22 protein-coding genes are annotated in these 23,945 nt (G+C 62.7%); 15 read left to right on the forward strand and 7 right to left on the reverse strand.

Going from position 1 to position 23,945, the window contains the following annotated elements; genetic code table 11:
• Positions 1 to 6 precede the first annotated feature (6 nt).
• Positions 7 to 930 carry a DMT family transporter gene (locus RS694_RS15295; protein WP_029707116.1) on the reverse strand — a complete coding sequence of 308 codons (924 nt, stop codon included), beginning with the start codon at positions 928 to 930 and terminating at the stop codon, positions 7 to 9.
• An 18-nt stretch (positions 931 to 948) separates the two neighbouring features.
• Entirely contained in the window at positions 949 to 1,845 is an 897-nt protein-coding gene (locus RS694_RS15300; protein WP_029707115.1) for a DUF808 domain-containing protein, read from the reverse strand.
• An 87-nt stretch (positions 1,846 to 1,932) separates the two neighbouring features.
• Between RS694_RS15300 and RS694_RS15305 the strand changes: the two genes are divergently transcribed.
• From RS694_RS15305 to RS694_RS15315, 3 genes are read left to right on the forward strand one after another with little or no spacing between them, the layout of a single operon-like run.
• A complete protein-coding gene (locus tag RS694_RS15305) occupies positions 1,933 to 4,227 on the forward strand; it encodes a putative bifunctional diguanylate cyclase/phosphodiesterase (protein WP_051391818.1) in 2,295 nt (764 codons plus the stop codon).
• 1 nt (position 4,228) lies between these two features.
• Complete coding sequence (locus tag RS694_RS15310; RefSeq protein ID WP_029707113.1) at positions 4,229 to 4,765, forward strand: 3'-5' exonuclease; 537 nt, start codon at positions 4,229 to 4,231, stop codon at positions 4,763 to 4,765.
• Complete coding sequence (locus tag RS694_RS15315) at positions 4,762 to 5,232, forward strand: SRPBCC family protein (RefSeq protein WP_029707112.1); 471 nt, start codon at positions 4,762 to 4,764, stop codon at positions 5,230 to 5,232. The genes RS694_RS15310 and RS694_RS15315 overlap by 4 nt, the downstream gene beginning before the upstream one ends.
• Positions 5,233 to 5,376: 144 nt before the next feature.
• On the opposite strand, the gene RS694_RS15320 is transcribed toward RS694_RS15315, so the two are convergent.
• Positions 5,377 to 5,718 (reverse strand): DUF1330 domain-containing protein, encoded by a 342-nt coding sequence (locus tag RS694_RS15320; RefSeq protein WP_241463960.1) that lies wholly within the window; start codon positions 5,716 to 5,718, stop codon positions 5,377 to 5,379.
• A gap of 99 nt (positions 5,719 to 5,817) precedes the next feature.
• On the opposite strand from RS694_RS15320, the gene RS694_RS15325 reads away from it, so the two are divergent.
• A complete protein-coding gene (locus RS694_RS15325) occupies positions 5,818 to 6,720 on the forward strand; it encodes a LysR family transcriptional regulator (RefSeq protein ID WP_051391817.1) in 903 nt (300 codons plus the stop codon).
• Positions 6,721 to 7,073: 353 nt separating this feature from the next.
• Entirely contained in the window at positions 7,074 to 7,940 is an 867-nt protein-coding gene (locus RS694_RS20540) for a hypothetical protein (protein WP_152528801.1), read from the forward strand.
• Between the two features lie 177 nt (positions 7,941 to 8,117).
• Here RS694_RS20540 and RS694_RS15335 read toward each other — a convergent pair whose 3' ends face one another.
• Together RS694_RS15335 and RS694_RS15340 are read right to left on the reverse strand one after the other, a co-directional pair.
• On the reverse strand, positions 8,118 to 9,095 hold the full coding sequence (locus tag RS694_RS15335; protein ID WP_276324428.1) for a sugar kinase: 978 nt from the start codon (positions 9,093 to 9,095) through the stop codon (positions 8,118 to 8,120).
• On the reverse strand, positions 9,071 to 10,600 hold the full coding sequence (locus tag RS694_RS15340; RefSeq protein WP_029707107.1) for a UxaA family hydrolase: 1,530 nt from the start codon (positions 10,598 to 10,600) through the stop codon (positions 9,071 to 9,073). The genes RS694_RS15335 and RS694_RS15340 overlap by 25 nt, the downstream gene beginning before the upstream one ends.
• 124 nt (positions 10,601 to 10,724) lie before the next feature.
• Here RS694_RS15340 and RS694_RS15345 point away from each other — a divergent pair, with 124 nt between their 5' ends.
• The 8 genes from RS694_RS15345 to RS694_RS15380 all read left to right on the forward strand — a co-directional run bounded on the left by RS694_RS15345 (position 10,725) and on the right by RS694_RS15380 (position 19,324).
• A complete protein-coding gene (locus RS694_RS15345) occupies positions 10,725 to 11,435 on the forward strand; it encodes a FadR/GntR family transcriptional regulator (protein WP_029707106.1) in 711 nt (236 codons plus the stop codon).
• Between the two features lie 242 nt (positions 11,436 to 11,677).
• Positions 11,678 to 13,228, forward strand: a complete 1,551-nt coding sequence (locus tag RS694_RS15350) for a sugar ABC transporter ATP-binding protein (protein ID WP_051391825.1) — start codon at positions 11,678 to 11,680, stop codon at positions 13,226 to 13,228.
• A 20-nt stretch (positions 13,229 to 13,248) separates the two neighbouring features.
• The gene (locus tag RS694_RS15355; RefSeq protein WP_029707104.1) at positions 13,249 to 14,232 is read left to right on the forward strand and encodes an ABC transporter permease; all 984 of its coding nucleotides are present in this window, start codon (positions 13,249 to 13,251) and stop codon (positions 14,230 to 14,232) included.
• 59 nt (positions 14,233 to 14,291) lie between these two features.
• Complete coding sequence (locus RS694_RS15360; protein WP_076069787.1) at positions 14,292 to 15,242, forward strand: ABC transporter substrate-binding protein; 951 nt, start codon at positions 14,292 to 14,294, stop codon at positions 15,240 to 15,242.
• A gap of 53 nt (positions 15,243 to 15,295) precedes the next feature.
• Positions 15,296 to 16,303, forward strand: a complete 1,008-nt coding sequence (locus RS694_RS15365; protein WP_029707101.1) for an aldo/keto reductase — start codon at positions 15,296 to 15,298, stop codon at positions 16,301 to 16,303.
• A gap of 6 nt (positions 16,304 to 16,309) precedes the next feature.
• Complete coding sequence (locus RS694_RS15370; protein WP_029707100.1) at positions 16,310 to 17,158, forward strand: amidohydrolase family protein; 849 nt, start codon at positions 16,310 to 16,312, stop codon at positions 17,156 to 17,158.
• Between the two features lie 23 nt (positions 17,159 to 17,181).
• Positions 17,182 to 18,192: a zinc-binding alcohol dehydrogenase family protein gene (locus RS694_RS15375; protein ID WP_029707099.1), complete on the forward strand. Its 1,011-nt coding sequence runs from the start codon at positions 17,182 to 17,184 to the stop codon at positions 18,190 to 18,192.
• 13 nt (positions 18,193 to 18,205) lie between these two features.
• Positions 18,206 to 19,324 carry a mannitol dehydrogenase family protein gene (locus tag RS694_RS15380; protein WP_029707098.1) on the forward strand — a complete coding sequence of 373 codons (1,119 nt, stop codon included), beginning with the start codon at positions 18,206 to 18,208 and terminating at the stop codon, positions 19,322 to 19,324.
• A 320-nt stretch (positions 19,325 to 19,644) separates the two neighbouring features.
• On the opposite strand, the gene RS694_RS15385 is transcribed toward RS694_RS15380, so the two are convergent.
• A complete protein-coding gene (locus RS694_RS15385) occupies positions 19,645 to 21,090 on the reverse strand; it encodes an IS1182 family transposase (protein ID WP_076069337.1) in 1,446 nt (481 codons plus the stop codon).
• Positions 21,091 to 21,307: 217 nt separating this feature from the next.
• A complete protein-coding gene (locus RS694_RS15390) occupies positions 21,308 to 22,249 on the reverse strand; it encodes a LysR family transcriptional regulator (protein WP_029709208.1) in 942 nt (313 codons plus the stop codon).
• A gap of 103 nt (positions 22,250 to 22,352) precedes the next feature.
• Between RS694_RS15390 and uraD the strand changes: the two genes are divergently transcribed.
• Together uraD and RS694_RS15400 are read left to right on the forward strand one after the other, a co-directional pair.
• On the forward strand, positions 22,353 to 22,910 hold the full coding sequence (gene uraD, locus RS694_RS15395; RefSeq protein WP_076069791.1) for a 2-oxo-4-hydroxy-4-carboxy-5-ureidoimidazoline decarboxylase: 558 nt from the start codon (positions 22,353 to 22,355) through the stop codon (positions 22,908 to 22,910).
• 31 nt (positions 22,911 to 22,941) lie between these two features.
• Positions 22,942 to 23,922: a Bug family tripartite tricarboxylate transporter substrate binding protein gene (locus RS694_RS15400; RefSeq protein WP_029709206.1), complete on the forward strand. Its 981-nt coding sequence runs from the start codon at positions 22,942 to 22,944 to the stop codon at positions 23,920 to 23,922.
• Positions 23,923 to 23,945 lie beyond the last annotated feature (23 nt).

The raw sequence follows: 23,945 nt of genomic DNA on the forward strand, positions 1-23,945 counted from the left end.
TCCTGTTCAACGCCTACGGCTCACCACATACACACCCACCAGCACCAGCACGGTACCGGCCACCACCCATAAATTCATCGGCTCATCCAACAGCAGCACCCCCATGGTGATGGTGGACATCGGGCCCACCATGCCCACCTGCGCAGCCAGACCCGCGCCAATGCGCTCTATCGCCATCATCACCATCAGCACCGGCACCACGGTACACAGCGTGGCGTTGAGCACCGACAACCAGAGCACCTGCGGCGCCACGGCAAACGCCGTGTCCAGCGGGCGCAGCATCACAAACTGCGCAATGCACAACACACAGGCCACGCTGGTGGCCAGCCCCACCAGCCGCATGGAGCCCAGGCGCTGCACCAGCTCACCGCTGTACGACAGGTAAATGGCGTAGCTCACCGCGCTGCCAAACACCAGCAAGGCGCCCAGCGCCACGTCGCCCCCGGCCAGGTTCACCTCGTGGCCAAACACCAGCAGCACACCGGCGTAACTGATGGCCATGCCCAGCGCCTGCGGGCCGCTGATGCGTTTGCCATAGAGAAACAGCCCCAGCAGCAACACCAGCGTGGGGTTGAGGTAAAGAATGAGCCGCTCCAGCGACGCCGAGATATAGGCCAACCCCGCAAAGTCCAGAAAGCTGGCGAGGTAATAACCCGTGAGCCCCAGGCCGAAGATGCCCCACTTGTCCCGCGCGGTCAGCGACGGCAGGCTCACACCCGCCAGGCGCGCCTTGCGTCCGGTCCACCAGACGATGGCCAGAAAGAACGGCAGCGCAAACAACATGCGCAGCATGATCAGCGTGACCGCATCCACCCCGTAGCGGTAGGCCAGCTTGACGATGATGGCCTTGCCGCTGAAGGCTATCGCCCCGGCGATCGCCAGGAACAATCCAGTCGCTATGGATTTAGGAGCTGCTTGCGCACTGTTCATGGGGGCTAAAGGCCTATTTCATTTAAAAATCTTGAGGACACGTTTCACACCGATCACGCCCAGCAGTACCAGCGCACCAGACACCACACCCACCAGGCCGTCCCAGACAAAGCCAAAAGGCAGCTTCTCCAGCAGGTGGTGCAAGAACGGCAGGCCATGCACCAGAATGCCGCCGCCCACCAGGAACATAGCGGCGGTGCCCGCCACCGACAACACCTTCATCAGGATGGGCGCCGCGCGCAACAGGCCACGGCCCAGCGCCTGTTTGCCAAGTGCCAGCGTGCTGACGCCGGATTGTCGGCTCAGATACAAACCCGCGTCGTCGATTTTCACGATGCCCGCCACCACGCCATACACGCCCACCGTCATCAGCACGGCCACACCGGCCAGCACCGTGAGCTGGGTGGTCCACACGCTGTTTTGCACCGTGCCTAGCGTGATGGCAATGATCTCCGCCGAGAGGATGAAGTCAGTGCGGATGGCGCCCTTGATCTTGTCTTTCTCCAGCGCCACCAGGTCCACGCTGGGGTCGGCCAGCGCCTGCAACAGTGCGTCTTCGTGGGCCTGGTCGTCTTCAGCGCGGTGCAGGAATTTGTGCGCCAGTTTTTCGAAGCCTTCAAAACACAGAAAAGCACCGCCCACCATCAGCAGCGGCGTGATGGCCCAGGGCAACACGATGCTGATGACCAGCGCCGTGGGCACCAGGATCAGCTTGTTGACCAGCGAGCCCTTGCACACCGCCCACACCACGGGCAGCTCGCGGTCAGCGCTCACGCCGCTCACCTGCTGGGCGTTGAGGGCCAGGTCATCGCCCAGCACACCAGCGGTCTTTTTGGCGGCCACTTTGGTGAGTACGGCCACGTCGTCCAGCACGGTGGCAATGTCGTCAAGAAGGGCGAGCAAACTGGTGGCCATAGGGTATTTCCGGGTGAAGACGGGGTGTGTTGGAGCGCCCATTGTCGCCGCCATCCGTCACAATCAAAGACGGATTCCATCACCACCATGAACTACCCTCTGCTCCTCAATGCCCTTATCAGCCTGATCGTCGGGGTGGCATTGGTTCTGGTGTGGCGGCGCAATCCGCAGCAGACTTTCACGCGGTATCTGGGCTGGTCCAATCTGGTTCAGTTGCTGATCCCGGCCAGCTACTGGCTCACGCTGCATGGCAATCCCACACTGCGCCTGGTGGGCATGGTGGCCCTGCCGGTGGTGTCCGCGGCCTACTCTTCACTGATGGTGCTGGGTGCCAGCCAGCTGGCAGACCGCCCGGTACGCCCCCCCACCATGGCCGTATTTGCGGCCGTGATTTTGGCTATCAATGTGGGCTCCCTGTTGCAGGGCGACCTGCGCATCGCGCAGACCCTGTCAGCCACCGTGGGCACGGCCATCGGTCTGCTGTGCTGCTACTGGCTCTGGTTCGCAGGCAATCGCAACTTTGGCCCTTCGCGCATGACCGGCATTCTGATCACCGCCCTCGGGTTGAACCAGTTCACCTTTGCACTGCTGGGCGCCGATGGCGTGGCCCTGCAGGCCAGCACGGCCACCCTGATCCGCGTGGCCTTGGGCCTGGTCCTGATTTACGCCGCCCTGCAACGCAGCGCCCAAGAGACCGTGCGCTTGCGCGAACGGTTCGAGCGCCTCACCGACCGCTCCCACCAGGGCATCATCATCCGCCAGAAGGAACGCATCGCCTACGCCAACCCGGCGGCATTGGCCATCTACGGTGCCAGCGGCAAGGACGATCTCAGTGTGGTCATGGTGGCGCGCTCCATCCCCAGACCCGAGCGCGAGTCCATCGGCAAACTGCTGCAGGAGATTGAAAGCGGCCAACGCGACGACGCCAGCTACGACGCGCTGCGCTACCGCAAGGATGGCACCCCCATGTGGCTGCGCTTCCATTGTTTTGGCACCGAGTGGGACGGCGCACCGGCCATGCAGGTGCTGATCGCCGACGACACCGAGCGGCACCAGGCCACCCAGGCCCTGTTGCACCAGGCCCTGCACGACGAGTTGACCGGCCTGCCCAACCGCAACGCCCTGATCCAGCAACTGCGCGAACGCTGCAAGGCCCCGGCTGACAACCCCGCGCCTTTTGTCCTGATGCTGCTGGACATCGACCGCTTCAAGCTGTTCAACGAAGCGCATGGCCATTCGGTCGGTGACAAGGTCCTGAAAGCCTTTGGTCACGCCCTGCGCACCAGTGTGGATGCACGCCACGCCGTCATGCGCCTGGGGGAGGACGAATACGCCATCCTCTCGGCCGATGGCAACAACAGTGCCATGGCGGTGGAGCTGGCCACCACGGTGCGCGGCCTGCTGGGCAAGCCCCTGCCCGTGGCCGATGAAGTGTTTTTTCTCGACGCCTCCATGGGCATCGCTCTGTATCCGCACAGCGGCCAAGACGCCGAATCCCTGCTGCGCGCGGCCAATGCCGCCATGCATGTGGCCAAACGTACACCGGGCACGTCGTACACGCTGGCAGAAAAAGAGTTTGAACGGGGCTCCAGCAATATGCTGGAGCAGGAGCAGGCCTTGCGCGCCGGCATAGAGCGCGGGGAATTTCACCTGGCCTACCAGCCCAAGGTGGACGCCCACACCGGTGCACTCACCAGCTTTGAGGCGCTGGCGCGCTGGAACCGCCCCGGTTTTGGTGCCGTCAGCCCGCTGGAATTTATTGCGGCGGCAGAACGCACCGGCCTGATCGCGGCGCTGGGCAGCACCCTGCTGTGGCAGGCCTGCGCACAGATCGCCCAGTGGCACGCTACCTACGGCAGCTGTGTGCCGGTGGCAGTGAACGTGTCCCCCCTGCAATTGCTGGACCCACGTTTCCCGCAACTGGTGGAGCAGGCGCTGGAAGACCACGGCGTAGCCCCCCAATGGCTCACGCTGGAAATCACCGAAAGCTCCGCCGTGCAAAACCTGGACCAGACCGTGGCCCAGGTAGCGCAGTTGCGCGCCCTGGGGGTGCATGTGGCGATGGACGACTTTGGCACAGGCTTCTCTTCGCTCAACATGCTGCGCACCCTGCGCCTGCACACCATCAAGATCGACCGCGGCCTGATCGACCCGCTGCCGGCGCCCGAATCCATCGCCGTGGTGCGCGCGATCTGCCAGTTGGCCCAGGCCTTGCATCTGCATGTCGTGGCCGAAGGTGTGGAAACCACCGCGCAGGCAGAAGCCGCCCGCGACGCGGGCTGCGGCGAACTGCAAGGCTACCTGTACGCCAAGCCGCTGAGTCCGCACGATGCTGGCCAGTGGCTGGCACAACACACCGAACACCACACTGTAATTACCTGACATGGCCGCCATCTCCCGCTTCGCCGACAACCCCACCGTGCTGGATGTGGAGGCGTCGGGCTTTGGCCGCAACAGTTACCCCATAGAAATCGGGTTTGTGCTGCCCGACGGCCGCACCTACTGCACCCTGGTGCGCCCCGAACCGCACTGGACCCACTGGGACACCCAGGCCCAGGCGCTGCACCACATCCCGCGCGCTATCGTCGAAGAGCGTGGCCTGCCGGTCGTCACCGTGGCGCGCAAACTCAATAGTGACCTGCGCGGGCAAACCGTCTACTCCGACGGCTGGGCCAATGACTACACCTGGCTCAACGCGCTGTTCGATGCGGCCGACATGACACCCAGCTTCAAGCTGGAAAACCTACGCGCCCTGCTCAACGAACAAGAGGCCGAACAATGGCACCTGGTCAAGGCGCAGATCAGCAGCGAACGCGGCGCCCAGCGCCACCGTGCCAGCGCCGACGCACGGCTGCTGCAGCTCACCCTGCAGCGCCTGCGCAGCACCACCCCACACCGCCAGCACAAGGAACTCCCGTGACCATCACCGTCTCTGTCAGCCTGGGTTATGAATTTGACGTGAAGGCATCCGCCAAAGAAGTCTTTGCGCTGCTGTCGGACATCCCCACGTCAGCCAGCCACTACCCCGGCGTCGCCCAACTAACAGACCTGGGTGCCAACAGCTACCGCTGGGAGATGGACAAACTGAGCATTGCCGCGGTCCAGTTGCAAACCGTGTATGCCTCCAAGTACCGCAGCAACAAGACCAAAGGCAGCGTGAGCTGGACACCCGTCACCGACGAAGGCAATGCCCAGGTATCCGGCAGTTGGCAGATCACCGACCACAAAAAGTCCACCCACCTTGTGCTTAACGTAGAGGCCGAAGTCACCCTGCCCCTGCCGGCGCTCATGGAGCTGGTCGCCACACCCATGGTGGAAGCCGAGCTGGAGCGGCTCACCGAGCAGTACATTGCCAACCTGTGTGAAGCACTGGGCGGCGAGGTCTGATATTTGCTATTAAAAAAGTAGCTGGTTGCGCATATTCCATGCGGCCAGAGTGCCTTTTTGCCAGTCATTCAGGCGGCGGCTGGCTCAGCCGATGTTTGCCCGTCTACGTTGCACCCTCTCTCGGCTTGTGGACACTTAGCTCGCCTATGCAGGCTGAGGGCCGTCGTATCCCTCAATCACAACAAGGTCGATCGTGCAAACCTCCTTGCGCAAGGTAATTGCGTGTTGATAGCCAGGGGAGTTCCAGCAATCCAGCGCTGCCTGGTAGCTTGGAAACTCGATCACAGCGTTGCGCAACCGGCTCTCCCCCTCCAAAGCTTCAAACGTGCCGCCGCGTACGAGAAACCTTCCGCCGTAATGCGCCAGCGGTTCTGCATTGGCGGCAATGTACTGCTGGTACTGTGTCGCGTTGCTGATATCGACGCGAACAATCCAATAACCTTTTGGCATAACAAATCCTGTTGTACTAACGTGAATAAAAGTCATCAGCAGTGATCCATCTGTCTGATGCGGTTCACAGTGTAGGCACGCCATACGTTTTCATAAAGTGAATTATTATGAACTTTTTATTCTTTAAACGAGATCATGGATTTTGTTGATTTACGCTGTTTTCAGGCAGTCGTGCAGTACGGCGGCATCACACGCGCGGCTGAAGCGCTGCACCGGGTTCCTTCCAATGTTTCTACGCGCATACGCATGCTGGAGGAGAACCTGCAGGCCAAGCTGTTCGTGCGTGAGGGCAAGCGAATGCAACTCTCCCCTCAAGGGAAGGTATTACTGGACTACGCCAACCGTCTGCTGCAATTAGCCCAGGAGGCCCGTGGCGCTTTGCATGACGGCGCACCACGCGGCATCTTGCGTCTGGGAGCCATGGAAAGCACTGCAGCCATTCGCTTGCCAACTCTGCTGGCTCAGATGCACCAGCAGTTCCCGGCCCTTGCTGTCGAGCTCAGCACGGGTGCCCCGCGGCCATTGACGGCACGCGTGATCGCTGGCGAGTTGGACGCAGCGCTGGTGTCGGAGCCTGTCTCCGACCCACGCCTGTCCAGTCAACTGGCCTATGTGGAGAGTCTGGTGATGATCACGCCTGCCGGCCATCCTGCGGTTCGCAGCGCCCGCGACCTGCAATTGGACACTCTGCTGGTTTTCGATCCAGACTGCCCCCACCGGCAACGCTTGGAGGCTTGGTGTGCCAAAGGAAAAGTTGCACCAGGCAAGGTGATCGAGCTGGGCTCCTACCACGCGATCTTGGGCTGTTGCGTTGCAGGCATGGGCGTTGCGCTCATTCCTGCAGCGGTGTTGGAGACCTACACCGAGCGAAAGCACCTCTCGGTGTACCCACTCACAGGTGACGCTCGCACCATGAAGATCAAGCTCATCTGGCGCAAAGACGCACCCCAGCCAAAGATCCATGCGCTGGCCCAACTGCTCGCAGGAAAAACCGACCGGATCACCCGATCCCAAACCGGAGGAGTGCAGACCCATTAGGGTGAGGACGCTGTGGTCGTTGTGGATCTGGTGGGCGCGGATTGCAGGTGAAGCAGGCGCATGCCATGCACTATCGCACCCGACAGACTGGCTTAAGCACAGTGCGTTCCTGCCTTTACAGCCTTTAGGCCAACGCGCGCCCTAAAGCACCATTCGCGCCCTGGCATTGCCCAATAGTCGCAGTCGACCCAAAGCGGTCTTCCATACAGCCACACTCATTGCCGCATAGCAGACATTCAGGACTGGCCCGTCGGGCAGGTATTGGTGGCTTCAGTGGATGTGCAAAAGTCTGGAATTTGAAACTTTTTTCATCTAATCCTCTAGACTGGCGTAACGCCAAGAAGACTTTTGCAATGACATTCTTTAAACCTGGTACACCCGAATTCACTCAACGACAACGAGAAAACTGGCAGTATGAATTGAGCAGGATTCCGGACCTAGTCGACTACCTCCGCTATCAACGCAGTGGAGGAGCAACGAGGCACACACATTTTGGAAGTTTCGCCGCGACGCATCGAAGCATTGCAGGCTACGAATATTGCTTGGAGCATCACTTGGATGCTTTCAAGCAGCACATGCACGTTTGTGCATTGAGTAGTTTGCGAAAATGGGCTGAGCCGACTCATGAATATCTCTCAATTTGGGAAGCAATTCTTGATGCACTGGTTTCTGACAATTCGACTCTCATTCGAGAGATATCCAGCTTTGAGCACCCAGATTTGCAAGCAACCCGCGCCAGTTCACCGCAGATGGAAACATTGTTACTGCAGTCGGCCATACTGGGGCGCGATGACGTGATCGCCCAAGCGCTGGAGCGCATCGCGGCCAAAGGCAATAACGCAGATCGGAAAGAGCTTGAAAACGGCCACAACTTCTTTGATTGCCTGCTCAAAAATGACGCCCAGGCGTTGACGGAACGCATTCTCCGAACCACACGCACGCCATTCGCCAAGAACGACCCTTACTTCGGTCACTTCATGCATAGGATGGCAACCTCCCAAGCCAAGCTGTGTCACTTGCGTGGTATTCCCGTTGATATCGACCACTCGCTGGTGCCCATGGATATCGTGCGGGTTGCACCACTTACGCACTACGACAACGTGTACGACTTCTTGGAACCGGGCTTTGTGCCACTCGAGCCCACCCTGAAAGATCGCTGGCGCTTCTATATGAGGCGGCGTGCTCGGGAAAAGGCATATAAGTGGGATGTCGTACGCTAGTGTCAATGTGACAGCGCACCTCACACTTCCATATCGCAGTCATTGATCAAAGGCCGCTTCTGGCCCCAAGTTGAGATATTTGAAGCAGTCAGTGTTGAACTCCGCTGAAGCTCCACCGAACTTCTCCCGCTTCGATTAATCCAGCAGATCACATTCCTTGACTATAGGTTTGCCCAGCTACTTGCAACTCCGAACTTGCAAGGCCATCGCGAGTTGCTCGGGATCGGGCAACCCTTCGCTATCCCCCACATACTGCACCACGCGCGCACCAATGGCGTTGCCGCGCAGTGCCGCGTCCGCCAGGCTTTGGCCATCCAGCAACGCACTGAGCACGCCCACGGCAAAGCCGTCTCCGGCACCCACTGTGTCCACCACGCGCTGCACCTGAAAGCCCGGCACCGTGGCGCGTCCCTGGGCGTCAGCCACATAGGCGCCCTGCGGCCCCAACTTGATGACCACCTGCGGGACGCCCCGGTCCAGGTACCAGCTGGCAATGTCCTGCGGCGTGGTCTGCCCGGTCAGCAGCTGGCCTTCGGACAGGCCGGGCATGACTAGGTCGGCTTGTGCCGCCCAGGCATTGAGCCCGGACACCATGGCGGTTTGTGAGGGCCACAGGCGGGCCCGCAGATTGGGGTCAAAGGACACCGCCGCACCCGCGGCCCGCGCCTGCTGTACCAGGGTCTGCGCCAGCGCACGCGCACTGTCGGACAGCGCCACGCTGATGCCCGTGAGGTGCAGCCAGCGCACGCCCTGCAGCCCTTGGACGGGTACGTCGTCCGGCCCCAGGTGGCTGGCGGCCGAGCCCTTGCGGAAGTAGGCAATCTGCGGGTCCTGCCCCTCGGGCTCGCGCGACTTGAGCATGAAACCCGTGGGGTGCTGCGTGTCCACCTGCACATGGCTGCGATCTATACCTTCACGGTCCAGCGTGGCCAGAAGGTAGTCGCCAAACGGGTCTTGCCCCACGCGGCTGATGTAGCCCACGCGCCAGCCCAGGCGCGCCAGGCCGGTGGCCACATTGAGCTCGGCCCCGGCGCTGCTGCGGCTGAAATGTTCCACCGCCGCTAGCGGCCCCGGCGTTTGCGCCACCAGTAAGGCCATGGCCTCGCCCACTGTCACAACATGCGGCGCGTTCACATCACGGCCCCAAGCTGCCAAGGCACAAACTCGTTGTCGCCCAGGCCATTGTTTTCGCTGCAGGTGGGCTGGCCAGACGCCGTGGCCAGCATGAGTTCAAACAGCTGTTGTCCAGCCTGCGCAATGGTCTGCGTGCCTTCGACTACGGTGCCGGCGTCAAAGTCCATGTCCAGCCGCATGCGTTCGAACAGCGCGGTGTGCGTGGCCAGCTTGAGCGAGGGCGTGGGCTTGCAACCGTAGGTGGAGCCGCGCCCGGTGGTGAAGCAGATCAGGGTGGCACCGCCAGCCACCTGGCCGGTGGCTGAGACCGGGTCGTAACCCGGCGTGTCCATGAACACCAGGCCCTGGGCGCGCACGGGCTGCGCGTATTCGTAGACGGCCATGAGCCCGGTGCTGCCAGCCTTGGCCACGGCGCCTAGGGACTTTTCCAGGATGGTCGTGATGCCGCCAGCCTTGTTGCCAGGCGAGGGGTTGTTGTTCATGTCCGCACCATGGGTTTGGGTGTAGTGCTCCCACCATTGCAGCCGCGCCATGAGCTGGTCGGCCACGGCCTGTGATGCAGCACGCGCCGTCAGCAGGTGCTCAGCGCCATAGATCTCCGGCGTTTCAGACAAGATGGCCGTGCCGCCCGCGCGCACCAGCAAATCCACGGCCGCGCCCAGCACGGGGTTGGCGCTGATGCCAGAGTAGCCATCCGAGCCACCGCACTGCAGACCCACGGTGAGGTGCCGGGCGCTGACCGGCTCGCGCGTGGCACGGTTGGCGATCGGCAGCATCTGCTCCAGTGCAGCAATGCCGGCCGCGATGGCCTCGCGCGTGCCACCGGCTTCCTGAATCTTCAGCGTAGCAAACAGGCCTGGCGCGCGCTCGGGCAGGCCCTGCACCAAGCCAGCCACCTGGTTCACCTCGCAGCCCAGACCCATGACCAGCACGCCGGCAAAGTTGGGCTGGTCTGCATAGCCGCGCAGCGTGCGGCGCAGCACGTCCATGCTCTCACCAGTGCCGGCCATGCCGCAGCCCTGGCCGTGGGTGATGGCGACCACTCCGTCCACATTCGGAAATACGCGCAACGCCTCGGGCGTGAAATGCTGGGCGATGCGCTGGCACACGGTGGCCGAGCAGTTCACGCTGGAAACTACGCCCAGGTAGTTGCGTGTGGCCACGCGCCCATCGGCACGAACAATGCCCTGAAAGGTGATCGGCTCACTGCCGGGCACCAGCGGCACATAGGCGCCGCCCGCGCCATGTTCGGCCTGCGAAGCCACCATGGCCACGTTGTGCACATGCACATGCTCGCCCACCGCGATGTCGCGCGTGGCCAGGCCAATGGTCTGGCCATACTTCAGAACCCGGGCGCCCTTGGCAATGGGTTGCAGCGCCAGCTTGTGCCCGGCGGCAATGGCATCAGCCGCCACGACCACGCCACCCCCTGTCTCCACGCGCTGGCCGGCCGCCAGCGGGCTGCGGGCCACGCCCACGTTGTCGAGGTCGCTAAGCTGGATCAGCAATGGAATTGAAGGGGGCATAGGAAGCCTCAGAGGACAAAATTGGTAAGGCCAGTGTAGCAAAAGCCAAATTGGCCTGACCTTCTGGGCCGCTTGCCCCATGTTTTGCCGCCCTGTCGCGTAAACTGCAGCACGCGGAGGACTCATGCTAGACCAACTCAAACAGGTCGACAACCGTCGGCTGTACCAACAAATTGCCGACCAGATACGCACCTTCATTGACAAGGGCAACTACACCGCCGGCGCGCGCCTGCCACCCGAACGGGACCTAGCCCAGCAGTTGGGCGTGTCGCGTCCCTCGGTGCGCGAAGCGCTGATTGCGCTGGAGATTGAGGGCAGCGTGGAAGTGCGCATGGGCGCGGGCGTCTACGTCTGCAACGCGGCCCAACGCAAGCCCCAGGCCTTGGCCACCATGGGCGAAAGCCCCATCGAACTCATGCAGGCGCGCGCTGCCATCGAAGGCACCGTGGTCATGCTGGCCTGCGCCAAGGCCACGCCCAAGGCGCTGCAGGGACTGCGCCAGATCCTGGATAACATGCTGGCCGCCATGGCACAAAACCGCTCGCCCCTGGTGTTTGACCGCCAGTTCCACCAGGCCATGGCCGCCATGACTGGCAACTCAGTGCTCGAACGCCTGGTGGGCGAGCTGTTCGACGAACGCCACAGCCCCATCGCCACGCGGCTCAGCGCCCATTCCGAATCCAGCCAGACCTGGGCAACCGCGCTGCAGGAGCACGAAGCCATCCTGCGTGCGCTGGAAAACCGCGATGTGCTGGCCGCGCAGACCGCGCTGCGCATGCATTTGCAGGCCTCGGAGCAGCGCTGGGTGGAAAACAACCGGCGCGAATGGTCCTGAGCTGAGCCGCACCCCACGCGCCCCGGCGAAGTGGTCAGGCCCGTGTCCTTGCACAGGCCTTTTTTACGCCCATTTACCCCCTGTTTCGCCCAAAACCACGGGTAAATACCAGTACGCACGCGCATTTCGGTAAGGCCAAATACGCTCCATAGCGTCAGGTGGCCTTACCAAGTTGCGGTTACGCAAAAGCCGCCTGACTCGCTGTTACAGACCGCACCCAGGAGTTTGCATTGCTGCCATCCGTGTCCGATTTCGTCCATTCCGAGGCGCCCCGCCCTGCGGCAGATACCGCCGTGCTGCTGCGGCTGGAAGGCATTACCAAACGCTTTCCCGGGGTGCTGGCATTGGACGGCGTGCGCCTGGAGGTGCGGCGCGGCGAAGTGCATGCGGTCTGCGGTGAAAACGGCGCCGGCAAGTCGACGCTGATGAAAGTCATCAGCGGGCAGTACCAGCCCGACGCGGGCGCCCTGCATTACCAGGGCGCGGTCTGCCAGTTCCGCTCTACAGCCGAGTCCGAGGCCGTGGGCATTGCCATCATCCACCAGGAGCTGAACCTGGTGCCGCACCTGACGGTGGCCGAAAACATCTTCCTGGCTCGCGAGCCGCGAAAAGGCTGGCTCATCGACCGCGCCGCGCTGCGCCGCAACGCCCAGCAGTGCCTGGACCGGCTGGGCCTGGACATTGCGCCCGATGTGCTGGTCAAGACGCTCTCGGTCGCGCAGCAGCAGATGGTGGAGATTGCCAAGGCGCTGTCGCTCAATGCGCAGGTGCTGATCATGGACGAGCCCACCTCGTCGCTGACCGAGTCGGAAACCGGGAAGCTGTTTGCCATCATCCACGAGCTCAAGCGCGCGGGCGTTGGCATTGTCTACATCTCGCACCGGCTGGACGAGCTAGCACAGATTGTGGACCGCGTGACAGTGCTGCGCGACGGCCGCTATGTGAGCACCGACCACTTTGCCGACACCAGCGTGGAGCAAATCGTGGCCAAGATGGTGGGCCGCTCGCTGGACGACGTGTTTCCCAAGCGCACCTCGGTGCCAACCACGGACGTGCTGCTGCGCGTGCAGGGGCTGACACGGCAGGGCGTGTTCCACGACGTGAGCTTTGAACTGCGGCGTGGCGAGATTTTGGGTTTTGCCGGCCTCATGGGAGCGGGCCGCACCGAGGTGGCGCGCGCCATCTTCGGGGCCGACCCGCTGGATGCGGGCGAGGTACTGCTGGGCGACCAGCAGCTGCGTATCCGCTCCCCGCGCGATGCAGTGCGCCACGGCCTGGCCTACCTGTCGGAAGACCGCAAGCACGACGGCCTGGCGCTGAAGATGAATGTGGCGCAAAACATCACGCTGGCCAATATGGAGGCCGTCTCCAACCGCGCCGGCCTGATCCGCTTTGACGAGGAGCAGGCCGCCGCCACCCGCTACATCGAGGCCCTGGGCATACGCACCCCCAGCAGCCGCCAGACCGTGCGCCTGCTTTCAGGCGGCAACCAGCAGAAGTTGGTCATCAGCAAATGGCTGTTTCGCGAATCGCGCATTCTGTTCTTTGACGAACCCACGCGCGGCATTGACGTGGGCGCCAAGTACGCCATCTACCAGTTGCTGGACCAACTGGCCGGCCAGGGCATTGGCGTCGTGATGATCAGCTCCGAACTCCCAGAAATCATGGGCATGACCGACCGCGTGGCGGTGTTCCATGAAGGGCGCCTAGTCACTGTGCTGAACACGCGCCAGACCAGCCAGGAGGAAGTCATGCACTACGCCTCGGGCCGCAGCATCCCCTCGCCCACCTGAAGTTTTCCCCGGACCGACCTATGACTGAACAACAAAAAGACCTGCTCCAGAAATTTGCCGCACTGGCCAGCCTGCTGGGCCTCATTGCCATCTTCTCGGTCACCAGCAATGCTTTCTTCTCGGTGGGCAATGGCATGACCGTAGCCCTGCAGGTCACCTCCATCGCCTACCTGGGCATTGCCGCCACCTGCGTGATCATCACCGGCGGCATCGACCTTTCGGTGGGAGCCATCCTGGCGCTGGCAGGGGTGGTGGCAGCCATGGCTACCAAGGCCGGCGCACCGGTGCCGCTGGCCATGCTGGCCGGCCTGCTGGTGGGCGCTTTTTGCGGCCTGATCAACGGCCTGTGCGTGACGGTGCTCAAGCTGCCGCCCTTCATCGCGACACTGGGGATGATGCTGGTTGCGCGCGGCGTGGCGCTGCAGATCACCGATGCCAAGGCCATTGGCGGCCTGGGTGACAGCTTTGCCGAACTGGGCAACGGCTCGCTGTGGCGCGTGGTGAACATGGGCGAGGACGGTTTCCCGGACGTGGTGTTCGTCGGCATTCCCTACCCGGTGCTGCTGATGGTGGTGCTGGCGGTGGCGGTGTCCATCCTGCTCAACCGCGCCACGCTGGGTCGCCACCTGTATGCCGTGGGCTCCAACCTGGAGGCGGCACGCCTCTCAGGTGTGAACGTGCAGCGCGTGACACTGTTTGCGTACGTGTTCTCGGGACTGCTGGCCGGCCTGACGGGCTGCGTGCTCATGTCGCGCCTAGTCACCGCCCAGCCCAGCGAAGGGCTGATGTACGAACTGGACGCGATTGCCGCCTCGGTGATTGGCGGCACCTCGCTCACTGGAGGTGTGGGCACGATCTCGGGCACTGTGATCGGCGCCTTCGTGATCGGCATCCTGCGCAACGGCTTGAACATGGCCGGCGTCTCTGCCTTCACCCAACAGATTCTGATTGGCCTAGTCATCCTGCTCGCCGTGTGGATAGACCAGATGCGCCACCGCAAATGATCCCTACCGGCAGGGCTTACCGGGACATCGACAACAACCCATTGATAAAGAGGAATGACATGAACAAACGCACCTTGCTGAGCACCCTGATCGCGTCCACGCTGCTGGCCGCATCGTCCCTGGCCATGGCGGCCGATAAAGAGATCGCCGTGATCGTGAAAACGACCAACTCCGACTTCTGGCAAAACGTGAAGAAGGGCTCCAACGACGCCGCGGGCAAATCCAAAGGCTTTACCGCCACCTTCCAGGGTGCCGCCTCCGACACCGACCTGGCCGGCCAGGTGGCCCTGGTGGAAAACGCCGTGAATCGCAAGGTGGCCGGCATTGTGCTGGCCCCGTCTGACCCCGACGCGCTGATCCCCGCCATGAAGAAAGCCTGGGAAGCCAAGATTCCCGTGGTGCTGATCGACTCGGCCGCCTCCGATGCCGGCAAGGCCTACTACCAGTCCTTCCTGGCCACCGACAACAAGGTCGCGGGCGAGATGTCGGCCAAGACACTGATCGACAAGATTGGCACCACCGGCAAGATTGCCATCATGTCCTACACCGCCGGCTCGGGCTCCGAGATCGGGCGCGTGGGTGGCTTCACCGACTACATCAAGAAGCACTCCAAGCTGCAGATCGTCGGCCCCTTCTATTCCAACTCGCAAATGGGTACGGCCCTGAACCAGACCACCGACGTGCTGGCCGCCAACCCCGACCTCAAAGGCATCTTCGGCGCCAATGAGCCCACCGCCATCGGCATGGGCCGCGCGCTGGCACAGGCGGGCAAAGCCGGCAAGGTGGTGGCCATCGGTTTTGACGGCAACTCCGACCTGCAAGGCTTTGTGAAGGACGGCACGATCGAGGCGATTGCCGTGCAAAGCGCCTACGAGATGGGCAACCTGGGCGTGAAGACCGTGGTGGAACTGGTGCAGGGCAAGAAGGTCCCGGCCTTCCGCGACACCGGCGTGTTGATGGTGAACAAGAAAAACATCGACACCCCCGCCGCCAAAAACGTCCTGTACTGACCCCCTGTCTCCTGAAGCAAACCTCCGGCGCCGCACGCCGGGGGCACGGACTTATGCACACCACGGATCTCAAAAAACTCCCGCGCGTTGACCTGCAACTCACGGCGCTGGGCCTGGGCTGCTCGCAAATGGGGGGCCTGTACCACGCCGCCAGCGCGCGCGACGTGGAAGATGTATTCGCCAGCGCCTGGGCCGCTGGCGTGCGCTACTTCGACACCGCGCCCTACTACGGCTACACGCGCTCGGAGCACCGCCTGGGCACCCAGATGGCCGAGTGCGCGCGCCATGAGTACGTGGTGAGCACCAAGGTGGGCCGGCTGCTGCGCCCCGATGCCAGCGTGGCACCGGGGGACGGCGGCTGGGTCAATCCCTACCCGTTTCGCCCGGTGTACGACTACAGCTACAGCGGCGTCATGCGTTCGTTTGAAGACAGCCAGCAGCGCCTGGGGCTCGCACACATCGACATCCTCTATGTGCACGACATTGGCCGCGACACGCATGGCGAACAGCATGCGCACTACTGGCAGCAACTGACCACAGGGGGCGGCTTTCGCGCGCTGGACGAACTGCGCCGCAGCGGCGCCACCCGCGCCATAGGCCTGGGCGTGAACGAGTGGGAGGTGGTGCAGGACAGCATGCGCGAGTTCGACCTGGACTGCACCCTGCTGGCCGGGCGCTACACGCTGCTGGAGCAGGACAGCCTGACCCCGTTTCTGGACGAATGCCTGCGCCGCGGCAATGCCATCGTGGCCGCGGGCGTCTTCAACTCCGGCGTCCTGGCCGGCAACACCAAATTCAACTATGCCCAAGCGTCCGCCGAAGTGCTGACCCGCGTGCAGGCGCTGAGCGCCGTGTGTGCCGAATTCAAGGTGCCCCTGCAGGCTGCGGCGCTGCAGTTTCCGCTGGCGCATCCGGCCGTGGTGTCCTGCCTCACCGGTGTGCATACGGCAGCGCAGCTGCAGCAAAACGTGGCCTGGCTGGAACAATCCTTGCCCGCCGCGCTGTGGCAGACGCTGCGCGCACGCGGCCTGCTGCACCCAGAAGCCCCCGTCCCGGCCTGAGTCCCCATGCTGATCGACGCCCACCAACATTTCTGGCGCCTGGCGGACCGCGCGGGCCACTGGCCGCCGCCCGCGCTGGCGCCCATCCACCGCGACTTTCTACCGGTCGACCTGGCACCGCTGTTGGCGCAGACCGGCGTCGCCGGCACGGTGCTGGTGCAGTCCCTGCCGACCATGGCGGACACGCGGCAACTGCTGCAGCTGGCCGCACAACACTCCGTGGTGAAGGGTGTTGTGGGTTGGGTGGACCTGCTGGCGCCTGATGCGCCTTCCCAGATCACCGAACTGGCCCGGCACCGCCAACTCAAGGGGCTGCGCCCGATGTTGCAGGATCTGCCGGACACGCGCTGGATCGCCCAAGCTGCGCTAGCGCCCGCCATCCATGCCATGCAGGCCCACGGGCTGGTGTTGGACGCACTCGTGTTGCCCCAACACCTGGGCGCGCTGCTGGAGTTTGCACAGCGCTTTGCGGACCTACCCATTGTCATCGACCATGCGGCCAAGCCCGAGATTGCACGGGGTCTGCTGGACCCCTGGCGCCAGGACATGGCGGCACTGGCCGCGCTGCCACACGTGCACTGCAAGCTCTCGGGCCTGCTGACCGAGGCGGGTGTGCACACCCACCCCCCGGCACTCAAACCCTATGTCGACCACCTGTTTGCCACCTTCGGCCCCGAGCGCCTGATCTGGGGCAGCGACTGGCCCGTGCTGAACCTGGCCACGCAATACCCCGACTGGCTGGCCATGGCGCAGACGCTGTGCCAGGCGCAGCCCGGCATGGACGAGACCCACATGGCTTCCATTTTTGGTGGCAACGCCAGGCGCTTTTACCGCCTGGATGACACCCCACATTGACTGATTGAACCCAAAGGACGTGTATGTTGACAGTGATTTGCGAAACCCCCGGCGTGCTCAAGGCCCAGGAGAACCCACGCCCTACACGCCAGCCCAGCGAGGTGCTGCTACGCGTGCGGCGCGTGGGCGTGTGCGGCACGGACCTGCACATCTTCACCGGCAACCAGCCCTACCTGGTCTATCCGCGCGTCATGGGCCATGAGATCTCGGGCACCGTGGAAGAGGCCCCCGAGGGCAGCGGACTGGCCACGGGCGACCCGGTGTTTGTGATGCCCTATCTGTCCTGCGGCGAATGCATTGCCTGCCGCCAGGGCAAGACCAATTGCTGCGTCAACATCCAGGTGCTGGGGGTGCACCGCGACGGGGCCTTCACCGAGTACCTGTGTGTGCCCGCCGCCTTTGTGCACAAGGCCGAGGGCGTGAGCCTGGACCAGGCCGCCATGGTCGAATTTCTCTCCATCGGTGCGCACGCGGTGCGCCGCGCCGAAGTCAAACCTGGCCAGCGCGTGCTGGTGGTGGGCACCGGGCCCATCGGCATGGCGGCCCTGCTGTTTGCCGGCCTGCGCGGCGCACAGGTCACGGCGCTGGACACACGGGCCGAACGCGTGGACTTTTGCAAGCAGCACCTGGGTGCGCATGCGGGCGTACTGATTGGCCCCGACGACCTGCAAGCGCTGAGCGCGCTGACACAGGGCGAGTTCTATGACGTGGTGTTTGACGCCACCGGCAACGCACGCGCCATGGAGCGCGGCTTCCAGTTCATTGCACACGGTGGCCGCTACGTCATGGTGTCGGTGGTGCGGGACAACATCACCTTCTCGGACCCCGAGTTCCACAAACGCGAGGCCACGCTGCTGGGCAGCCGCAATGCCACGGTGGAAGACTTTGAGACCGTGCTGAGCGCCATGCGCGCGGGCCAGATTCCCACCGACGAGCTCAACACCCACCGCATGCCGCTGGCACGGGTCCCTGCCGACTTCGAAACCCTGCTGGACCCCAAGCAGGGTGTGGTCAAGGCGCTCATTGAGTGCTGAGCTAGGACCCGCCGTGAACCATCCGATTCTGCAGTTCGGAACGGGCCGGTTTTTGCAGGCCCATGTGGACCTGTTTGTGGCCGAGGCCCTGCGCCAGGGCCGGGCGCTGGGCCGCATTACCGTGGTGCAGAGCACCGGCAGCGCGCAGAGCAGCGCGCGTGCCGCAGTGCTGGCCCAGGGCTACCGGGTAGAGGTGCGCGGCATGCAGCAAGGTCAGCCGCTGGAGGCCTCGGTGTCGGTCGATTCCATCCAGGCGGTCTGGCATGCCGACCGCGACTGGGCACTGCTGCGCGAGGCCGTGGCACACAGCGTGCAGGTCATCGTCTCCAACACGGCCGACGCTGGCTATGTGCTGGACGCCAGTGACCAGGCCACCCTGCTGCGCCAGCCCGCACAGACGCCACGCAGCTACCCCGCCAAGCTGCTGGTGCTGTTGCACCAGCGCTGGCAACAGCGGCCCCAGGCGCCTCTCACGCTCTACCCCTGCGAACTAGTTAGCCGCAACGGCGACACCCTTCGCGCCATCGTGAGCACGCTGGCGCTGGAGTGGGACGCGGCGCCAGCCTTCCTCCACTACCTGCAGTCGCACTGCGTCTGGGTCAATTCGCTGGTGGACCGCATCGTGTCATCGCCACTGGAACCGGCCGGCGCTGTGGCCGAGCCCTACGCGCTGTGGGCGCTGGAACGCCAGCCCCGCATGGTGCTGCCCTGCACACATCCGGCCATCGTGGTCACCGACCAGCTGGCCGACTATGAGCAGCGCAAACTCTGGCTGCTGAACCTGGGCCACACCGTGCTGGCCGAGCACTGGCAGTACCTGGGCAGCCCGGCCGACATGACCGTGGTGCAGGCCATGCAGACGCCGGTACTGCGTACACCGCTGGAGGCCGTGTGGGCCGACGAGGTGCTGCCAGTGTTTGACGCGGAGGGCACGGGCGACGCAGCGCGACATTACCTGGACGAACTGCGCGACCGCCTGCTCAACCCGTTTCTGGAGCACCGCCTGGCCGACATTGCCAAGAACCATGGCGAGAAGAAACAACGACGACTAGCTCCCGTGGTGCAACGCGCTGAAGCACTACAGTTGTCCATTGCCCAGGCTCAGCTGCGCAATGCCTTATCCAAGCGTTAAACACCCCAGCCGTCATCTGACAGGCGAACACTTGCGCATCAAATTAGCACAAGTGTCCCAGCTACAAAATAGTGCCAAACCACCATCGCACAAGCGGCAAACTCCCGGCTAACTGAACACATTCCGTGCCGCCTGAAAGCGGACTTACGCTAATGCCCGCAACTGGCCGAGGCTGTGTGGAAACGCGCGGTGACACTGTCCGCACATTGCATCACCGACTGGGAAGCGGAATTTCTGGTGATTGCATCAGCTGATGCCGTCCAAGAGGTCCTATGCAGTTGCATTGCCCCTTTGCAAGGCGTCAATTGAAGGCAAAGGGCTCATGCCCTTGCCAGTCTCATCGCCTTCATCATTCCCTCGAACCCCAAGATCTGCAGGACTCTCTTGAAGTTGTAGGCCAACACATTGAAGCTCATCTCAGCACCTACGTGCCGCAACTGACGCGTCAGGAAGTGCGTGTAACCCATCCAGCTCTTGAGCGTTCCGAATACGTGCTCAACAGTTCGTCTCCTGATCATCATGGATTCGGGTGATTGATCGAGGCGGCGTTGTACAGCCTCTAGTACCTCTTCGTGTTCCCAACGCGTTATACGTCTGTATCCGCTTGGCGTGCACTGCGCTTTCAACGGGCACTTAGGACAGGCGCTGCTCCAGTAGCGGCGCAGCATCATCCCTCTCTCTTCTGTGACCATACGGAAGGTCGCCCTCTGTCCGGCTGGGCATTCGTATTCGTCGTCCTTCTTGATGTATGTGAAGTCAGCTTTATCGAACCGTCCGTCTGCCTTTGCATTGGATGTCGTTGGCTTGGGCAGCACAACCGCAATGCCGACATCCGCACATGCTTTGATTTGATTTCCACTAAAGTACCCCCGGTCTGCGAGGGCGCGTAGTCTCTTCTTGCCCATGGCTTCACGCGCGGCTTGTGCCATGGGGCTGAGTTGCGTTCGGTCGCTACCGGCATTGGTTACCTCATGCGCAACGATCAAGTGGTGTTTGGCATCCACGGCCACCTGCACGTTGTAAGCCACCATGCCTGAACCTCTGGCGCTGGTTGCCATGGACCGTGCATCGGGATCGGTCCTGGATATTTGACCGTCTGGCTGTGTCTTGAGCTGTTCTTTGATTGCGTCGAGCTCACGCATTTGTTGGCGCAACCGTGCAATCTTGTCTGTCAGACGCGCTGTCTTGGCCTCAAGCTCAACAGGCTGCGTGCGATCCGCGGTCTCCAGTGCACTCAGATAGCGTTGGATGCTCTCTTCAATCTGCTCCTGACGTTTGTCGATCTTTCCATTCGTGAAGTTGCAATCACGCGAGTTAACCGCCTTGAATTTGCTGCCGTCGATTGCCACCACTGCCTGGCTAAAGAGTTTGAGATCGCGGCACAGCATGACGAAGCGGCGGCATACGTTGCGAATGCCCGCACTGTTGTCACGGCGGAAGTCTGCAATGGTTTTGAAGTCTGGAGACAGCCTGCCCGTCAGCCACATGAGTTCAACATTACGCTGGCATTCACGCTCCAGACGGCGGCTGGACTGAATGCGATTGAGGTACCCATAGAGGTATACCTTCAACATGACAGCGGGGTGATACGCCGGGCGGCCTGTTGTCGCTGGAGTAGCTCCCTCGAACCCTAGTGCCACCATGTCCAGTTCGCCTATGAAGGCGTCCACTACCCGGACTGGGTTGTCATCGGCTATGAAGTCCTCCAGGCATTCCGGCAGCAAAGTGACCTGGCTTCTGTCTTGACCCTCTATGAATCTGGACATATCCAACCTTCCACGCAGTTCGATAAGTCATAGCAAATATGCGGCAGGATTCAAGGAGTTTCCACACAGCCTCGGCCCTTAGCCGCCGTCGACCAAAAGCGAAATTCGATAGAACCAGTCTCAAAGTCGGAAAGCGGACATTCAGAGCTGGTCTAGATAGCGCAGCCCAAGTTACACCGAATCTTTGTTTGATTCCATACCCCGCACAGCATTGTTATCAGACCGTACGTACACCTTGTCCACGTGCCGCAGCAAGGCAGTCCTGCAGCGCGGCGATGAGCCGCTCGGACACCAGCTTTACGATCGGTCCGGGCGGCTTGGTGGCATCCACGGCCACGCTGATCTCCTGGGGTTCGGCGCCCCGATCCCGGATGGGGATGAAGACCAGCTGTCCGGTGGTCAGCTCCGCTGCCACGTCCAGCTCAGACGTGAACACCACATGGGTGCCGCCCAACGCAAGCTGCTTGGCCAATTGCAGTGAGTTGGTCTCGGTATAACGACGCGGTTCCTTGAATAGCCAGCTGTATTGCGCCTCGAGATAGCGCCGGATCGTCAGCGCCTTGCTCTGCAGCGCGAGTGGGTAGGCCATGGCCTCCTGGAAACTCACTGTCTCGCGCTGCGCCAGCGGGTGCGCGGGCGCCACCACACAACCCAGCGGCAGCGCGCTTTTCCAGAGTACCAGCAGTTCCCGACGTGGTTTCAGATTGAAGATGGCAGCCAGGTCGGCCTGGCCGGTCATCAGTGCCGCCTCGGCATCGTCCGGGGTGGCCAGCGCGATAGACAGGCTGACCAGCGGATGCTGCGCACCCAGATCCCGCACCAGGGCGGGCATGACGCTGGTGGCATGGCTATCCATAGCCACCAGCGACACATGCCCTTGGTGGACGCCCTGCAGGCGCCGGATCTCGGCGACCACCCCGCGTTCATCCTGCAGCCAGTGGCGCGCCAGTGTGATGAGTGCATCACCCGAAGGCGTCAGCCGCATGCCGCGCGGTAACCGCTCAAACAGGGGCACACCGAGTTCTTCCTCCAACTGCAAGATCTGCCGGTTGATGGCGGAAGCGGCGACGTGCAGCTCGCGCGCAGCCTTCTGGATGGAGCCCGAACGCGCAACCTGATCGGCGTAACGCAGTGCAGCGGGAACAAGCGAATGGCGCATGGAGGGGCGGGTAGAGGTACAGACGGAGTGTACTGATTTTGCGTATGCATCCCTGCATAAATGGTGATGGACGGCAATGATTTACATCCCTACGATCCGTTCCATGACAACACGATCCAGCCTGGAAAACCTCAACACCTGCACACCCGCGGTCTTTTGCGCCACCCTGGCCGACATCTGGGAACATGCGCCCTGGGTCGCACACGGCGTCGTCGGCCAGCGCCCTTTCGCGACCGTCGAAGCCTTGCACACGGCAATGGTGGGGGTGGTGGCCGGACTGGACGAACCCGCACGCGTCGCCTTCTATGCCGGACACCCGGAGCTGGCCGGTGAAGATGCCCGCCGGGGCACGATGACCGATGCGTCTGTTGCAGAGCAGGGCACGCTTTCGCTAGCGCGGCTGGATGCCAACGAGGCAGAACACTGGAGTGCGCTCAACCGGGCCTACCGTACGCGCTTCGGCTTCCCGTTCATCCTCTGCATCCGCCGCCATACGCGGGAGTCGGCCTTGCACGCATTCGAGCAGCGCCTGGCGCATGACCGCGCCACCGAGCTGGCGATCACGCTGGCCGAAATTTCCGCCATCACCCGCCTGCGCCTGGACCGTCTGGTGTCCGATGCTTCTTCCACGGCCAGCCACGGCGAATCCATTCCTTCCTGATCCTCTTCCTGACTTACTACCGGAGTTACCTATGAACACTCGACGCAAACTTTCCCTCCTGGCGTGCACGCTGGGCCTGCTGGCCGCAGCATTGCCCGCCAGCGCCCAGGGCACCTATCCCGACCATCCGGTGAAACTGCTGGTGGCCTTGCCTGCGGGCGGTGGGGTGGACATCATCGCGCGCCTGGTCGGCCAGAAGCTGGCGGCCGCAACCGGTCAGCCTTTTGTGGTGGACAACCGCGCCGGCGCTTCGGGCCGCATCGGCCTGCCTGTGGTCGCCAAAGCCGCACCCGATGGCTACACACTCATGGCGTCACCCGCTTCTTTCCTGACCACCAACAAGAGCATCTTCAAAGAGCTGCCCTACGACCCGCAAGCCGACTTTGCACCCATCACCAAACTGGCCAACCAGTCCATGGTGCTGGTCGTCAAGGACAAACAAAAGTTCGCCAGCGCTGCCGCCTTGCTCGCCGCAGCAAAGGCCAACCCAAGTGCCCTGAACTACGCCAGCTCGGGCGATGGAAGCCCGCAGCATCTGGCTGCGCTGGTTTTCGAGACACGGGCGCAAGTGAAGATGACCCATGTGCCCTACAAGGGCGGTGCACTGGCCATCACCGACCTGATGGCTGGCAGCGTGGACCTGCTGTTCGCGCCCTTGCCTGAAGCCCTGCCCTACCTGAAGTCCGGCAAACTGACCGCACTGGCACTGATGAGCGACAAGCGCTCGGCACTGATCGCCGACGTCCCCACCATGCGCGAAGCAGGCATCCCGAACATGGTCATGCAAACCTGGATCGGCCTGTTAGCGCCAGCGGGCACGCCACGCCCCCTCGTGGACCAGCTCAATCGCCAGGTGCGTGCGATCCTGCAAAGCGAAGAAGTGAGCAAACATCTGTACGAGATCGGTATGGAAGCGGCCCCTACCACCCCCGAACAATTTCAACAAGTCATTGCACAAGAGATTACGCTGCATGCCGAACTCGTGAAGGCTTCGGGACTTAAGCCGGAATAGAGATTTGCAAAGAACTCGGTTCT

This window comes from Rhodoferax saidenbachensis, assembly GCF_001955715.1.
GTDB classification, from domain to species: domain Bacteria; phylum Pseudomonadota; class Gammaproteobacteria; order Burkholderiales; family Burkholderiaceae_C; genus Allorhodoferax; species Allorhodoferax saidenbachensis.

What these genes read in the sequence shown, in the direction of transcription:
- RS694_RS15305 (WP_051391818.1), top strand. Translation starts at nt 1,933, where the DNA reads ATGAACTACCCTCTGCTCCTCAATGCCCTTATCAGCCTGATCGTCGGG.
- RS694_RS15345 (WP_029707106.1), top strand. Translation starts at nt 10,725, where the DNA reads ATGCTAGACCAACTCAAACAGGTCGACAACCGTCGGCTGTACCAACAA.
- RS694_RS15320 (WP_241463960.1), bottom strand. Translation starts at nt 5,718, where the DNA reads ATGACTTTTATTCACGTTAGTACAACAGGATTTGTTATGCCAAAAGGT.
- RS694_RS15390 (WP_029709208.1), bottom strand. Translation starts at nt 22,249, where the DNA reads ATGCGCCATTCGCTTGTTCCCGCTGCACTGCGTTACGCCGATCAGGTT.
- RS694_RS15400 (WP_029709206.1), top strand. Translation starts at nt 22,942, where the DNA reads ATGAACACTCGACGCAAACTTTCCCTCCTGGCGTGCACGCTGGGCCTG.
- RS694_RS15375 (WP_029707099.1), top strand. Translation starts at nt 17,182, where the DNA reads ATGTTGACAGTGATTTGCGAAACCCCCGGCGTGCTCAAGGCCCAGGAG.
- RS694_RS15355 (WP_029707104.1), top strand. Translation starts at nt 13,249, where the DNA reads ATGACTGAACAACAAAAAGACCTGCTCCAGAAATTTGCCGCACTGGCC.
- RS694_RS15360 (WP_076069787.1), top strand. Translation starts at nt 14,292, where the DNA reads ATGAACAAACGCACCTTGCTGAGCACCCTGATCGCGTCCACGCTGCTG.
- RS694_RS15300 (WP_029707115.1), bottom strand. Translation starts at nt 1,845, where the DNA reads ATGGCCACCAGTTTGCTCGCCCTTCTTGACGACATTGCCACCGTGCTG.
- RS694_RS15310 (WP_029707113.1), top strand. Translation starts at nt 4,229, where the DNA reads ATGGCCGCCATCTCCCGCTTCGCCGACAACCCCACCGTGCTGGATGTG.
- RS694_RS15385 (WP_076069337.1), bottom strand. Translation starts at nt 21,090, where the DNA reads ATGTCCAGATTCATAGAGGGTCAAGACAGAAGCCAGGTCACTTTGCTG.
- RS694_RS15340 (WP_029707107.1), bottom strand. Translation starts at nt 10,600, where the DNA reads ATGCCCCCTTCAATTCCATTGCTGATCCAGCTTAGCGACCTCGACAAC.
- RS694_RS15295 (WP_029707116.1), bottom strand. Translation starts at nt 930, where the DNA reads ATGAACAGTGCGCAAGCAGCTCCTAAATCCATAGCGACTGGATTGTTC.
- RS694_RS20540 (WP_152528801.1), top strand. Translation starts at nt 7,074, where the DNA reads ATGACATTCTTTAAACCTGGTACACCCGAATTCACTCAACGACAACGA.
- RS694_RS15365 (WP_029707101.1), top strand. Translation starts at nt 15,296, where the DNA reads ATGCACACCACGGATCTCAAAAAACTCCCGCGCGTTGACCTGCAACTC.
- uraD (WP_076069791.1), top strand. Translation starts at nt 22,353, where the DNA reads ATGACAACACGATCCAGCCTGGAAAACCTCAACACCTGCACACCCGCG.
- RS694_RS15370 (WP_029707100.1), top strand. Translation starts at nt 16,310, where the DNA reads ATGCTGATCGACGCCCACCAACATTTCTGGCGCCTGGCGGACCGCGCG.
- RS694_RS15325 (WP_051391817.1), top strand. Translation starts at nt 5,818, where the DNA reads ATGGATTTTGTTGATTTACGCTGTTTTCAGGCAGTCGTGCAGTACGGC.